The organism is Nocardia sp. NPDC004604 (assembly GCF_040609795.1).
Lineage (GTDB): Bacteria > Actinomycetota > Actinomycetes > Mycobacteriales > Mycobacteriaceae > Nocardia.
In genome coordinates this window covers 1-13,087 of sequence record NZ_JBEXLC010000202.1, presented here as the reverse complement: position 1 = coordinate 13,087, position 13,087 = coordinate 1, and the positions used below count along the sequence as shown (strand labels likewise).

The window sequence follows — 13,087 nt, the reverse complement described above, 5'->3', positions numbered from 1 at the left end:
CGCTCCCGCAGAACTCAGACCATGCGGATCCGAACCCGGCGACGCCGACTCGGCCGACTCCGGACCTGACGACTCGGGCGAACTCGCTCCCACCAGATCCGGACCGGAGGGACTCACTCCCCGCGGATGCGACCCAGGCAAATTCGCCTCTGACAAGGACCGCTCGGACTTACTCGCTCCCGCAGAACTCAGACCATGCGGATCCGAACCCGGCGACGCCGACTCGGCCAGCGCGGGATCCAACGACTTCGGCCCCGACGATTCGGGTGCTGACGACTCCGGCAGTGGTGACTCCGGTGCTGGCGAATCCGAATCGGCCGGATTCGGAGTGGGCGTATCCGATCTGGACGAATTCACGACAGCCAGTGTGCGGCCTCGGTCGCCCAGTAGGTGAGCACGATGTCCGCGCCCGCCCGGCGGATGCCGATCAGTGATTCCAGGATGGCGGCGCGGCGGTCGATCCAACCGCGCTGGGCGGCGGCGGTGATCATCGCGTACTCACCGGAGATCTGGTACGCGGCGACCGGCACGGTCGAGTGGTCGGCGACATCGCGGAGGATATCCAGATACGACATCGCGGGTTTCACCATCACGATGTCCGCGCCTTCGGCCAGATCCAGCTGCAGCTCCCGGATCGACTCGCGGCGGTTCGCCGGATCCTGCTGGTAACTGCGCCGATCCCCCTCCAGCGAGGAGGCGACGGCCTCACGGAACGGGCCGTAGAACGCCGAGGCGTACTTGGCGGCATAGGCGAGGATGCTGGTATCGGTGCGCCCGACCGCGTCGAGGCCACGTCGGATCGCGCCCACCTGGCCGTCCATCATGCCGCTGGTGCCGAGCAGATCCGCACCGGCATCCGCCTGCGCGAGGGCCATCTCCACATAGCGGTGCAGGGTGGCGTCATTGTCGACGGCCCCGTCGGCGGACAGCACGCCGCAGTGCCCGTGATCGGTGAATTCGTCCAGGCAGGTATCGGCCATGACAACGGTCGCATCGCCGACCTCCTCGGCCAGCGCGCGCAGACCGCGGTTCAGGATCCCATCGGGATCGCTGGCCTTGCTGCCCGTGGCGTCCTTGTCCTCGGGCAGCGGCACACCGAATAGCATCAGCCCGCCGACCCCCGCGGTGACCGCCTCGACCGCCGCCTTGCGCAGCGAATCCATCGAGTGCTGGCGCACCCCCGGCATGGACCCGATCTCGCGCGGCTCGTCCAGCCCATCGGCGACGAACATCGGCAACACCAATTGCCGTGGCTGGAGAGTTGTTTCGGCCACGAGACGGCGCAGGGCGGGAGTACGGCGCAACCGCCGCGGGCGGTCCAATCCGGTCATAAACCGCACGATACGCCCGGTCCGAATGCCCGTTGCACGCGGCGGGTGCACCGGCGGATCAGCGGGCCGGGAAGCCCGGCGGCATCTGCATCTTTCCGCCGCCGAACGGACCGCCACCGACCAGCACGGTGGAGCCGGCCATATAGCCGAGATCGTCGCCACACAGCGCGAGGATCGCGCGGGCGATTTCGGCGGGCTCAGCCATCCGACCCAGCGCGGATACATTCAGCGGACCCCACGCGTCCTTGAAGACCGCCCACATCGGATCCGGCAGCCCGGCCGGTCGGATCAGCGCGGTATTCGTGGTGCCCGGCGCGATCGCATTGACCCGGATGCCGCGCGGGCCGTACTGCTGCGCCATCGATCCCACCAGCCCCTCGATCCCGGCCTTACTTGCGGAGTAGGCGGGCGCGCTCGCCATCAACGACTTGGAGGCGGTACACAGGATCACCCCGCCGCCGGAGCGTTCCAGCAGCGGCACTTCGTATTTCACCGAGAGGAAGATTCCGCGCAGATTGGTGTCGAGTACGTCGTCCCACTGCTCGACCGAGAGGTCCTCGGCCGCGCCCTCGATCCTGATCCCCGCATTGTTCAATGCCACATCCAGGCGGCCGAACCGGCGATCCACCTCGGCGACCAGCCGCTCGACCTCGGCCGGAACGCGGATATCGGTGCGCACATAATGCGCGGCCCCGCCGATGGATTCGGCAATCCGCTCGCCGAGCTGTTCGCGCCGTCCGCAGAACACCACCGATGCGCCCTCGGCGGCGAACGCGCGCACGGCGGCCTCGCCGATACCCGACGTACCGCCGGTCACCAGGACCACCTTTCCGGCGAAGCGGCTGCCCGGCGCGGCCGCCGGTAGCGGTTCGGTCGGCGGCTCACGCAGATAGGGCGGCACCACAATGGCCGTCGTCACCGCGGCGGCGCCCGCGCCCGCGGCCGCGAGCCCCATGAACGCGCGGCGCGAACGGCTATGGCGCCCAGGCGATTCGGTATCCGACGATTCGGTACCCGGCGATTCGCTATCCGGTGTCGATTCCGCAGTCATGCACCGATCATCTCGGCCGACCGATGAGGCCGCTTCCTCCCAGCGGCCCGATCGGTCGGCCCATGGAAGGACACCATGTCATCCTCGGGGTACCCAACGGTGTTAAGGATGTCTCGAGGATTCGGTAAGGCCACCGCGCGACACTGCGGCCACGCGGCGCCGGGCGGCCGTGCTGAGAATTGTGAGGTGCGGTGGCAGGGGGATGATGGTGGTGGGTGGCCGGTCTGGTTCCAGGAGCAGACGATGACCGAATTCACGATTCCGCCGCGGCGGACCGATTGGAGTGGTCTGCGGAAGCTGGCGCGCGGCGGGGATCCGGGCGTCATCCTGCAGTTGGCGCAGCGGCTGTCCGAGGCGGGCGAGTCGGCCGAGGCCGAACAGTGGTTCCGGCGTGCCGCCGCACAGGGCAGTGGACCGGCCATGGCGGGGCTGGGCGCGCTGCTCGCCGCGGACGGACGGATCTCGGAGGCGATCCGGTGGCTGGAGTTCGCGATCGCGGCCGACTGCCCCGGGGCCGATCAGCAGCTGGGAACGCTGTATCTGGAACGTGCGGACCTCGACGCCGCCGAGATGTGGTTCCTGCCAGCGGCCGAGGACGGATTGCCGGAGGCGCTGTGCAATATGGGAGTTGTCGCGAGTCGCCGCGGCTTCGACAACGAGGCTCGGCATTGGTACGAACGCGCGGTGCGGGCCGGAAGTCCAACGGCCATGCGCACTCTCGGAGTGTGGCTGGCGCGCGAGGGCAAGGTGGAGCGAGCGGTCACGCTGCTGACCGAGGCCGTTCGGCGCGGCCGGGCCGATGCCATGGCGGTGCTCGGTGTGATCTTCCTCGAACACGGCGACTGGGTCGAGGGTGAACGGTGGCTGCGCCGTGGCGCGGAAGCTGGCGATGCCGATTCGATGTTCCACTTGGCGCGATTCCTGCGCGAACAACATGTGCGCGTGGATTTCTCGGGCAATCCGGCCGCGGCCGCGGCAAAAGCCCAGGCGTACCGGGACGCTCGGTACTGGTTGGAACGCGCCGCAACACTGCGCCACCCCGAAGCCATACGGCTACTGCACGACCTGTGAACCCGCGCGCCGATGCGGGTATCGCAATGGTGGCCGAAACCCCTTGTGAGCGGGCCTTTTTGTCGGTGGGCAGTAGTAAAATCGAAGGCGTGTTCGAGGGAACTTTCCACGGTTCCCGATCGCGACGGGAGGACGCCACAGTGCCCAAAACCGCACCCGAGTCGAAGGTGATCGATCGGCCTTATGTCCCGCTGCGCAAGCAGCCGCTGCCCGCCGGGCGACCGCGCAAGTGGTACATCTCGCACAACCGCCGCCTCAAGGCGATGCGCCTGACCATCGCGCTGCTGGACTCCGGCATCTACCTGCCGAGCCAGGCCAGCAATGAAAGAATCCGGCGGACAGCCGAACTCATCGATATCCGACCCCCGTCCGACACCACCTGCCGGTTGGTGCGGACCCTGATGCGCTACAGCCGCTGATCAACGGCGCTCGACGGTTGCGGCGGCTCCGGTTGCGCGGCGAAGGGCCGACGCTAGCGACTGCTTGCAGGTCGCTCGCAACGGCCTGCCTTCGCCGCGCAACCGGGTAAGGCCGGGAAAGCTACCGACTGCGGCGGCTCTTCTTACGGGGCGGCGGCAGCAGCCCCTCGGCACGCAGGCGTGCCGCATGCTCGGCCAGCGCCTCCACCAGCGGGCCGACCTGGGCGACCTCGGGCTGCACATCCACGCGCAGACCGAATTCGATGGCCGTCTCGGCGGTCTTCGGGCCGATGCAGGCAACGATGGTGCGCGCATGCGGCTTACCCGCGATGCCGACCAGGTTGCGGACCGTGGAGGACGAGGTGAACAGGACCGCGTCGAAGCCGCCGGTCTTGATCATCTCGCGGGTCTCGGCGGGCGGCGGCGAGGCGCGCACCGTGCGGTAGGCCGTGACGTCATCGATCTCCCAGCCACGGTCCCGCAGACCCTCGGCGAGGGTTTCGGTGGCAATATCCGCGCGCGGCAACAGCACTCGGTTCACCGGGTCGAAAACGTCATCGTAGGGCGGGAAGTCGGCGAGCAGGCCCTCGGAGGACTGTTCGCCGCTGGGCACCAGCTCCGGATTGATGCCGAACGAGCGCACCTTATCCGCGGTGGCCTCGCCCACGCAGGCGATCTTCACACCGGAGAAGGCCCGTGCGTCCAAACCGAATTCGGCGAACTTCTCCCATACCGCGCGCACCGCATTGGTCGAGGTGAACACCACCCACTGATAGCGACCGTCGACCAGTCCCTTGACCGCGCGCTCCATCTGGGCCGGACTGCGCGGCGGCTCGACCGCGATGGTCGGCACCTCCATCGGGATAGCGCCGTGGGTCACCAGTCGCTCGCTCATCTCGGCGGCCTGATCCTTGGTGCGCGGCACCAGCACGGTCCAGCCGTACAGCGCGCGCGACTCCCACCACGACATCTTCGACCGCTGCGCGACCACCTTGCCGATGGTCACCACCAGCGGGCCGACCAGTTCGGACGCCGCGCTGTTGAGCGTGGCCAGGGTGGCCTCGATGGTGCGCTGCTGGCGGGTGGTGCCACGCACCGTCACCGCGACCGGGGTCTGCGGCGCCATACCGTGTTCGACCAGCGCGCTCGCGGTTTCGGCCAGATGACCCGAGGTTGCCGAGAGCACCAGCGGGCCGGGCGCGGCGGCCAACGCGGCCCAGTCGACCTCGCCGCGCACATCGGCCTCGGTGTGCCCGGAGCCGAGCGCGATACCGGCGAAGCTCGGCACCGCCGAGCCATTGGGCAGACCCGGCAGCACCTCGAAGACCATATGCGAACGAGTGACCGCATTGACCTCGGCGATCACCGAATCGGTCGTCAGCGGATCACCCGCGACGACCCGGACCACATCGTGGCCGCTACGCGCCTCGGCGATCAGCGTCTTGGCCACCTCGGCGGGATCGCCGAGCGCGGGCCGCACATCGACCGGACCCTCGCCATCCGCACCCGGCTCGACCTCGATACCGATCAGCGCGAGCACGCTCTTGTCGACATCGGGATCGGTGAACGCCAGCGTCGCGCGACCGAGCACCTCGCGAGCACGCACTGTCAGCAGTGCCACATCGCCGGGACCCGACCCGACGAACAAGATCCGACCAGGGTGCTTCTTGTGTGCTCGGCTCATGCCAGTACCTCGCTAGCGCTCGGCACTGGCATGCCCGAAGGCGCTGTGCTGATGATTCGCTCGCTGCACTCGCTCATTGGCTGTTCTCCATTGGGCTGGAATTGATGAAGTCAGTGGCGGGCGGGTTCACCGCCGATGTGGGGGAACCGGCAGACTCCGGTTCCGGCGCGCTGAGCAGCTCGCGGGCGCCCAGTTCGAGCAGTTCCCTGGCCAGCTCGCGGCCCAGTTCCGCGGCGCGCTCCGGCGGGCCGACCACGGAGGCACGCAACACATCGGAGCCGTCGACGGCCGCCGCGCAGCCGCGCAGCGAGAGTTCGTCGACGATCTTGCCGTCATCGTCGAGCGATTCGACGACCTCGGCAATGGCGCCGATCGGCGCGGTGCAACCGGCCTCGAGTTCGGCGAGCAGCGACCGCTCGGCAACGACGGCCGCACGGGTGGCGGCGTCGTCGAGTTCGGTAAGCACCTTGATCAATTCCGCGTCATCACTGCGGCATTCGACCGCCAGCGCGCCCTGCGCGGGTGCGGGCAACATCTGCACCGGCTCCAGTGCCTCGGTGACCGCGTCGAGCCGCCCGATGCGGGCAAGTCCGGCCCTGGCGACCACCACCGCGTCCAACTCGCCCTCGCTGACCTTGCGCAGGCGAGTATCCAGGTTGCCGCGCAGCGGCACAATGTCCAAACCGAGTCCGAGGGCGCGCAATTGGGCGGCGCGGCGCGGCGCGGAGGTGCCGACCTTTGCACCGGCGGGCAGCTCACCGAGCACCAGACCATCGCGGGCCACCAGCGCGTCGCGCGGATCCTCGCGGTTCGGGATGGCGGCGATGGTGAAGCGCGGATCCTGTGCGGTCGGCAGGTCTTTGTACGAGTGCACCGCGATGTCGATATTTCCGGCGGCCAGTTCGTCGCGCAGCGCCGAGGTGAACACGCCGACACCGATCTTCTGCACCGGATCCGAGGACAGATCGCCCGCGGTCTTGATGACCACCAGCTCTGCACTGTGTCCGGCCGCGATCAGGGTGTCGCGAACCGTGCCCGCCTGGGTGAGGGCGAGCAGACTGCCTCTGGTGCCGATCCGCCACGGCACGCGTGTGCTGCCTGCGGTCACGTTTTCCTCTTCCTGCACAGCTGTCATGCCGTCTGCCCCTGTTCGTCGCCGCGGTGTCCGGCGGTGAAGTCATCGGCAAGCGCGATCTCGCTGTCCCCGATAAATCGCAGGGCGCCGCGTTCGTCGCCGATCGGACTGATTTCCATCGGTGTCGCAACCGCTTGCGCCGCACCGGGTTTGAGCTCGAACAATTCCCGCAGCGCCTCGGCGTAGGTATCCCCGCCCGGCGTCGAGGCCAGCTGCTTGACCCGCACCGTCGGCGCGTGCAGCAGTTTGTCGACGACGCGGCGCACCGTGCGCGCCACCTCGTCGCGCTCCGGATCGGCCAGCCCCGGCAGCCGGGAGTCGAGTCTGAGCAGTTCCGCCTCGACCACCTCGGCCGCACGCTGACGCAGTGCAGCCACCGTCGGGGTGACCTCCGCCATGCGCTGGCCCGCAAGGTATTTCGCGAGTTCGTCGGCGACGATCAAGCGGGCGGCCGCGGTATCGTCGGCGGCCGCACCGGCGGCCGGATCGCGCTGCAGCGTCTCGATATCGATGACGGTCACACCCGGCAGACCGGCGACGGCGTGTTCGACATCGCGCGGCAGACCGAGATCGCAGAACACCAACGGCCGCTCCGCCGCAGCGAATTCGCTGCCGCGCTCGCGTTCGGCCAGGGCGCGGTGGCTATCGGCCAGCGTCACCACCGCACCGACCGCGCCGGTACAGGTGATCACGACATCGGCGGACGCCATCGCCTCGGTCAACCGCGACAGTTCCATCGAATCGGCCTCGACACCGTGGCTGCGCGCGGTGTCCGCCAGCCGCTTGGCCCGCGCGAGGGTGCGGTTCACCACGACAATGCGGCCGATGCCGGCACGCGACAGATGCGCCACCGCGAGTCCGCCCATGGCACCGGCCCCGACCACCACCGCGGTCCGACCGGCGAGCGGGCCGAGCACCTGCTGTGAGCGATCCAGCGCCACCGAAACCACCGAGGCACCGGCCCGGTCGATACCGGTCTCCGAATGCACCCGCTTGCCCACCCGCAATGCGTGCTGGGCCAGTTCGTGCAGGGTCCGCCCGACCGCCTGCTGGGCATCGGCGGAGGCATAGGCGCCGCGGATCTGGCTGAGCACCTGCTGCTCGCCGATCACCATCGAATCCAGGCCGCTGGCCACCGCGAACAGATGTTCGGCGGCGGCCTCGCTGTAGCGGACGTAGGCGTGCTTGGTCAGATCCGGCAGCGGGAGTCCGGAATGTTTGGTCAATAGTTCGCCGACCTCGGCGAGACCGCCGTGGAAGGCGTCGACAACGGCGTAGACCTCGACGCGGTTGCAGGTCGAGACGATCATCGCCTCGGAGACGTGGCTGGAGGTGAGCATTCGGTCGATCAGCTTCGGCCGGTCCGCGTCGGTGATCGCGACCTTCTCCAGAATCGAGACAGGCGCGCTGCGATGCGAAATCCCGACTAACAGAATGCTCATGACTGCGCCTCGCTAGGGCTCGGCTTCGTCATGCGCATTGCGTGCTGGCACATGATTCGCGCCCACCCGTCACCCGACCACCGCCCCTCATCGGATCGCTCCGCGATGCTGTACTCACTGCGTTCGCTCATGGTGTAACCACCGATCCCTTGCTGGATGGCTCCGTTGCCGAATGCGAGGTCGTCGAGTGTTTGAGTGCCGGATGTCCGCCAGCAGTGTGCGCGGGCACGCGGTGGGCGATGCGGCCGGAGACCGCGTGCGCGATCTCGGGCAGGGCCGGAGCATTGCGCGCGGTCTCGAACGACAGCATCTGCAGCTCGACCGCCAGGTCGACCCGGCGGACCTCCACGGTCTCCGGCGCGGTCAGCTCACACGGGGCAAAGCTCAGGATCGACTGCAGCCCGGAGGCGACCAGCTGGTCGCAGACGTCCTGCGCCGCATCGTCGGGCACGGTGATCACTGCGATGGTCGGCTTCAACGCATCGATGGCCGGAGCCAGATCCGCGACATCGCGCACCACCAGACCGGCGACGGATAAGCCGATCACCTCGGGATGGCTGTCGAACATGCCGACCACGGTGAATCCACGCCGCCGGAAGCCGCCGTAGCCCACCAGGGCCCGGCCCAGATTTCCGGCGCCGACCAGCACCACCCGATGTCCCTGCGACAGACCGAGCACATCCTCGATCCTGGTGCGCAACTTGGCGACGTCATAGCCGACACCCCGAACGCCATTGGGGCCGAGGAAGGAAAGGTCCTTGCGCAACTTGGCGGAATTGACACCCGCCGCGACAGCCAGTTCCTCACTCGATACGATGGCAACACCGTCGTCGGCCAACATGGCGAGGACCCGGAGATAGGTGGCCAGTCGCGCCACCGTGGCCTGCGGGATGTCCTTCTGCAGAGCCCTGCCGGAGACGCCGCTTGGCGCCTCATGCTGCTCTGTCACGTCGTCGGCTCCTCGTTCCGGCCTCCGGCGAGGTCCGGTTCATCGTTCGACCTCGTGTGCCCGGGGCGGTCCGGTGCCATGGTCGAAGTATTCGGAATGCTGGGTTCACTACGCGGTGGATCCGCAGCCTCTGCATGCGGGTCGCGTGCCACCACCGTAACCGCTTGTGCAGCCCTTCACAAAGTCGGTGAATTTGGCCTCATTTTCCGCCGCGACCAGCAGCGCGGCGGAATCGGGCCGGATCAGCTATCGCTCAGCGAGTCAAGTCGGCCCGCAATCGGGGCTCGTCGACATCGAAATAGCTATGCTCACGGCCGTCGAGCAGCACGACAGGAAGCCGGTCGCCGTACTCCGCGCGCAGGCCAGGGTCGGTTCCGGCGATTTCGTCGACATCAACGGTCGAGGGTTCGATGTCGAATTCGGCACAGATCGCCCGGAGTTGCTCGAGCGCGGTGACGCAGAGCCCGCAGCCCGATCTCGTCAGCAGCGTCACCGAATGTGTGGGATTGGTCATGGCCGATATTAAATCGCCTCGGCACGCCCCGATCGGAGCGTGCCGTACTGCCTTAACTGTCACCGCGGCCAGCTAATGTGGGGGTGGTTCGCGCGACGGGCGGAGGTACTGGTGCCGGAACGATCGAAGGTGGCAAGGGCAGGTTTCATCGCGGGACGATTCGGCGAGTTTCCGGTGCGGTGGAATCAGGGTCGGCTCGGCCAGGGTCTGCAGGACCAACTCGCACGCATCTCTCGCAGCCCCTTCGGCCCGAGCGAGGAAGAGCTGCGGGCCAATCTGGCCGGTGAGGCCAGTGCCGAGGCGGCGCTGTCACTGCACGACGCCGAACTCGCCGAGGCCGATGTCGAGGCGCTCGGGCCCGAGGTACCACGTGACCTGACCGCGGCCGCGTTCTTCGATGTCGACAACACCATGGTGCAGGGTGCGTCGATCGTGCATTTCGCCCGCGGGCTGGCCGCGCGCAAATACTTCAAGACCTCCGATCTGGTGGACGTCGCCTGGAAACAGGTGAAGTTCCGGGTCACCGGCAAGGAGAACAGCACCGATATGGCCGCGGGCCGGGAGAAGGCACTCGCATTCATTGCGGGCCGCCCGACCGCCGAACTGGCCGCCCTCGGCGAGGAGATCTACGACGAGATCATCGCCGACAAGATCTGGCCGGGGACAAGGGCTTTGGCACAGATGCACCTGGACGCGGGGCAGCAGGTATGGCTGGTTACCGCGACGCCGGTCGAGTTGGCGCAGGTGATCGCGAAGCGGCTCGGGCTGACCGGCGCACTCGGCACGGTTGCCGAGAGCGTGGACGGCAAGTTCACCGGACGGCTGGTCGGCGACATTCTGCACGGGCTCGGCAAGGCACATGCGGTGCGCACGCTGGCGATCCGAGAAGGCTTGAACCTCAAGCGTTGTACGGCCTACTCCGACAGCCACAACGATGTGCCGATGCTGTCGCTGGTCGGCACCGCGGTTGCGATCAATCCGGATTCGGATCTACGCGAGGTGGCGAAGAATCGCGGCTGGGAGATCCGCGACTTCCGTACCGGACGCAAGGCCGCCAAGATCGGCGTGCCGACGGCGCTGGCGCTCGGTGCCGCCGGTGGCGCGGTAGCCGCGGCGGTCACCCGACGCCGCGAGCACTGATCAGCCCGCACCGTCGCCCCTGCGAACGCCGGAATCCAGTGCGGTCGAGGGGTTTCCGGACTGGGTCCCGGCGTTCGCCGGGACGACGGGTCAGGCGAACGTCCGCTAACCCGTGAACGCGTTGCGACGCTTGGAGAGTAGCTTGTAGAGCGTCTGCTGGATGGTTTCGCGGACCTGGTCGGTGACCTCGAACATGGTCATCGGATCGTCGGCCGCCTCGGCCTCGTAGCCGGTGGTCGGGATCGGCTCGCCGAATTCGATGTACCACTTGGACGGCAGCGGCAGCGCGCCGAGCGGGCCCAAATGCGGGAATAGCGGTGTCACCGGGAAATACGGCAGATTGAGCAGTCGCGCCAGCGGCTTGATATCGGCCAGCTTCGGGTAGATCTCCTCGGAGCCGACGATCGAGCACGGGATGATCGGCGTGCCGGTCCGCACCGCCGCCGCGACGAAGCCACCGCGACCGAAGCGCTGCAGCTTGTACCGGTCGGTGAACTGCTTACCGACGCCCTTGAAGCCCTCGGGGAAAACACCGGTCAATTCGCCAGCGCGCAAAAGCCTTTCGGCATCCGGGCGGCAGGCCAGGGTGTGGCCCGCCTTACGGGCCAGCACGCCGAGCACCGGCATCTCGAAGATGAGGTCGGCGGCCAGCAGGCGCAGTGCACGTTCCTTCGGATGCCGATCGTGAACCGCCAGTTGCAGCATCAGCCCGTCGAGCGGAACCGTGCCCGCGTGGTTCGCGACGATCAGCGCACCGCCTGCCTCCGGAACGTTCTCGATCCCGTTGACCTGCACCCGGAACCAGTAATCCGAGAGCGGGCGCAGCGTGGGCAGGATGAGCGATTCGAGCAGATGCTCGTCGAATCCGAATTCGTCGACCTGGTAGTCGCCGGTCATGCGGCGACGCGCGAATTCCGCGGTGCTGCGGATCTGCTTGCCGACGGCGCCGCGCAGCATATCCGATAGGGACTGTGGCGCGGGCGGTTCGCTCGCGGCCAGACGTTCGGTGAGCGAGGTCACCACCTGGCTCGGCGTTGCCTCGCCGGTCACCGGCTCCGGCCAGCGCCGGGGCGCGGTTCGCTGACGCGTTTCTATGTTCAGATCGTGGAGTTGGATGACTTTGGCTACGTCATTCATGAATGTGCTCCCGTACCGGCCCCCAACAGGCCGAGCAGTTTATGTTCTGCGGCATCGACCCAGGCGGGATCGATGACGGGCCGCGACGCTGCGCCCCCGATGAAGTCGTCGAATGCCTGCACCGTCGTCCAGCGCGGTACGAACCCGAGCTCGGTGCGCATGCGGGTGGTGTCGAGGCCACAGCCGAAATGGAAATAGTCGAGCTGTTCACTGGTGAAATCACGCATGATCGGCCCCATGAGCGCGCGACCCGCGGTGCGGAACACCATCCACGGGATCGGCAGCTCGATGCGGCCAGCGCGCCGGATGGCCTGTGATAGCGCCAGCGCGCCGTCACCGGCGATGTTGTAGGTGCCGCCGGGTGCCTGCCGCGCGGCGTGCGCCATCGCGGCGATGGCGTCCTCCTCGTGCAGCAACTGCAGCCTGGCATCGCGGCCGAAGACCGTCGGCGCCACCGGCGAACGCAGATACTGCACACCGCGCCCGGCCAGGCGCGGGCCGACAATGGGCGCCAGACGCAAAATCGCGGTAGCAATATCGGGGCGGCGCCGACCGAGTCCGCGAACGAATCCCTCGATTTCGATCATGTCCCGAGCAAACCAACCGCTCGGTGGCGTTCGCGCGCTCATTTCCTCGGTGAATTTCGCCGGATCCTTGGCGCTGCATCCGTAGACCGCGGAGGTCGAACGCACCACCACCCGACGCACCGAAGGCGATTTCTGACAGACCGCGAGCAGTTGCATGGCGCCGAGGACATTGAGATCCTTCATCACCGCCCGGCCGCCACCGGCCGGGGGATGCGCGACCATCGACGCGTGCACAACGGTATCGACCTCATTGCCGCCGATTACCTTGCGGATCAAGGGATTTCGAATATCGGCGCGAATGAACTCGGCGCGGCCCATGCGCCGTTGCAAGTCACGACCGGGGGTCATGGTGTCGACGGCCAGGATGCGTTCGATGTTCTGATCCTGGGCCAGCCGCGCGACCACGTTGCCGCCGAAGAATCGGCTGGCACCGGTCACCATCACCACCTTGGGTGTATGTCCATCCCGTACCTCAGAACCCACCGCACCGGATCCCAACTGTGACAGCCCCCCATTCCATTGACTGCGCTACCAGCGTAACTGGTCGATTCGCATACGCCGGGATTATTAACCAGGTTCTAACGATGACTTCAGTCACCCGAAACACGAGCAACTTTCAAAACTCGC

12 protein-coding genes are annotated in these 13,087 nt (G+C 67.5%); 3 read left to right on the top strand and 9 right to left on the bottom strand.

Annotation, left to right across the window (positions count from 1 at the left end; translation table 11 throughout):
• Positions 1 to 353: 353 nt before the first annotated feature.
• The gene (hemB, locus tag ABZW16_RS40095) at positions 354 to 1,331 is read right to left on the bottom strand and encodes a porphobilinogen synthase (RefSeq protein ID WP_354961378.1); all 978 of its coding nucleotides are present in this window, start codon (positions 1,329 to 1,331) and stop codon (positions 354 to 356) included.
• A 58-nt stretch (positions 1,332 to 1,389) separates the two neighbouring features.
• Positions 1,390 to 2,382 carry an SDR family oxidoreductase gene (locus ABZW16_RS40090; RefSeq protein ID WP_354961377.1) on the bottom strand — a complete coding sequence of 331 codons (993 nt, stop codon included), beginning with the start codon at positions 2,380 to 2,382 and terminating at the stop codon, positions 1,390 to 1,392.
• 243 nt (positions 2,383 to 2,625) lie between these two features.
• Here ABZW16_RS40090 and ABZW16_RS40085 point away from each other — a divergent pair, with 243 nt between their 5' ends.
• Positions 2,626 to 3,453 (top strand): tetratricopeptide repeat protein, encoded by an 828-nt coding sequence (locus ABZW16_RS40085; RefSeq protein ID WP_354961376.1) that lies wholly within the window; start codon positions 2,626 to 2,628, stop codon positions 3,451 to 3,453.
• An 89-nt stretch (positions 3,454 to 3,542) separates the two neighbouring features.
• Entirely contained in the window at positions 3,543 to 3,872 is a 330-nt protein-coding gene (locus ABZW16_RS40080) for a hypothetical protein (protein ID WP_354961375.1), read from the top strand.
• Between the two features lie 121 nt (positions 3,873 to 3,993).
• Here the strand turns inward: ABZW16_RS40080 and ABZW16_RS40075 are convergent, their stop codons facing one another.
• From ABZW16_RS40075 to ABZW16_RS40055, 5 genes are all read right to left on the bottom strand, one after another.
• The gene (locus tag ABZW16_RS40075; protein WP_354961374.1) at positions 3,994 to 5,556 is read right to left on the bottom strand and encodes a bifunctional uroporphyrinogen-III C-methyltransferase/uroporphyrinogen-III synthase; all 1,563 of its coding nucleotides are present in this window, start codon (positions 5,554 to 5,556) and stop codon (positions 3,994 to 3,996) included.
• Between the two features lie 73 nt (positions 5,557 to 5,629).
• A complete protein-coding gene (gene hemC / locus ABZW16_RS40070) occupies positions 5,630 to 6,691 on the bottom strand; it encodes a hydroxymethylbilane synthase (RefSeq protein ID WP_354961373.1) in 1,062 nt (353 codons plus the stop codon).
• Positions 6,688 to 8,133, bottom strand: a complete 1,446-nt coding sequence (locus ABZW16_RS40065) for a glutamyl-tRNA reductase (protein WP_354961372.1) — start codon at positions 8,131 to 8,133, stop codon at positions 6,688 to 6,690. Before ABZW16_RS40065 ends, hemC begins: the two co-directional genes overlap by 4 nt.
• Before the next feature lie 127 nt (positions 8,134 to 8,260).
• On the bottom strand, positions 8,261 to 9,082 hold the full coding sequence (locus ABZW16_RS40060; RefSeq protein WP_354961371.1) for a redox-sensing transcriptional repressor Rex: 822 nt from the start codon (positions 9,080 to 9,082) through the stop codon (positions 8,261 to 8,263).
• Between the two features lie 253 nt (positions 9,083 to 9,335).
• Positions 9,336 to 9,596: a glutaredoxin family protein gene (locus ABZW16_RS40055; RefSeq protein ID WP_354961370.1), complete on the bottom strand. Its 261-nt coding sequence runs from the start codon at positions 9,594 to 9,596 to the stop codon at positions 9,336 to 9,338.
• A gap of 129 nt (positions 9,597 to 9,725) precedes the next feature.
• Between ABZW16_RS40055 and ABZW16_RS40050 the strand changes: the two genes are divergently transcribed.
• Positions 9,726 to 10,736, top strand: coding sequence for an HAD-IB family hydrolase (locus ABZW16_RS40050; protein ID WP_354961381.1), 1,011 nt, complete (start codon positions 9,726 to 9,728; stop codon positions 10,734 to 10,736).
• 105 nt (positions 10,737 to 10,841) lie between these two features.
• Here ABZW16_RS40050 and ABZW16_RS40045 read toward each other — a convergent pair whose 3' ends face one another.
• Complete coding sequence (locus ABZW16_RS40045) at positions 10,842 to 11,873, bottom strand: lysophospholipid acyltransferase family protein (protein WP_354961369.1); 1,032 nt, start codon at positions 11,871 to 11,873, stop codon at positions 10,842 to 10,844.
• Positions 11,870 to 12,901: an NAD-dependent epimerase/dehydratase family protein gene (locus ABZW16_RS40040; protein WP_354961380.1), complete on the bottom strand. Its 1,032-nt coding sequence runs from the start codon at positions 12,899 to 12,901 to the stop codon at positions 11,870 to 11,872. Before ABZW16_RS40040 ends, ABZW16_RS40045 begins: the two co-directional genes overlap by 4 nt.
• Between the last annotated feature and the right edge of the window lie 186 nt (positions 12,902 to 13,087).

Excerpts from the sequence above, each read along its gene's own strand:
- ABZW16_RS40090 (WP_354961377.1), bottom strand. The coding sequence starts at position 2,382 with ATGACTGCGGAATCGACACCGGATAGCGAATCGCCGGGTACCGAATCG.
- ABZW16_RS40075 (WP_354961374.1), bottom strand. The coding sequence starts at position 5,556 with ATGAGCCGAGCACACAAGAAGCACCCTGGTCGGATCTTGTTCGTCGGG.
- ABZW16_RS40065 (WP_354961372.1), bottom strand. The coding sequence starts at position 8,133 with ATGAGCATTCTGTTAGTCGGGATTTCGCATCGCAGCGCGCCTGTCTCG.
- ABZW16_RS40055 (WP_354961370.1), bottom strand. The coding sequence starts at position 9,596 with ATGACCAATCCCACACATTCGGTGACGCTGCTGACGAGATCGGGCTGC.
- hemB (WP_354961378.1), bottom strand. The coding sequence starts at position 1,331 with ATGACCGGATTGGACCGCCCGCGGCGGTTGCGCCGTACTCCCGCCCTG.
- hemC (WP_354961373.1), bottom strand. The coding sequence starts at position 6,691 with ATGACAGCTGTGCAGGAAGAGGAAAACGTGACCGCAGGCAGCACACGC.
- ABZW16_RS40085 (WP_354961376.1), top strand. The coding sequence starts at position 2,626 with ATGACCGAATTCACGATTCCGCCGCGGCGGACCGATTGGAGTGGTCTG.
- ABZW16_RS40045 (WP_354961369.1), bottom strand. The coding sequence starts at position 11,873 with ATGAATGACGTAGCCAAAGTCATCCAACTCCACGATCTGAACATAGAA.
- ABZW16_RS40040 (WP_354961380.1), bottom strand. The coding sequence starts at position 12,901 with ATGGTGACCGGTGCCAGCCGATTCTTCGGCGGCAACGTGGTCGCGCGG.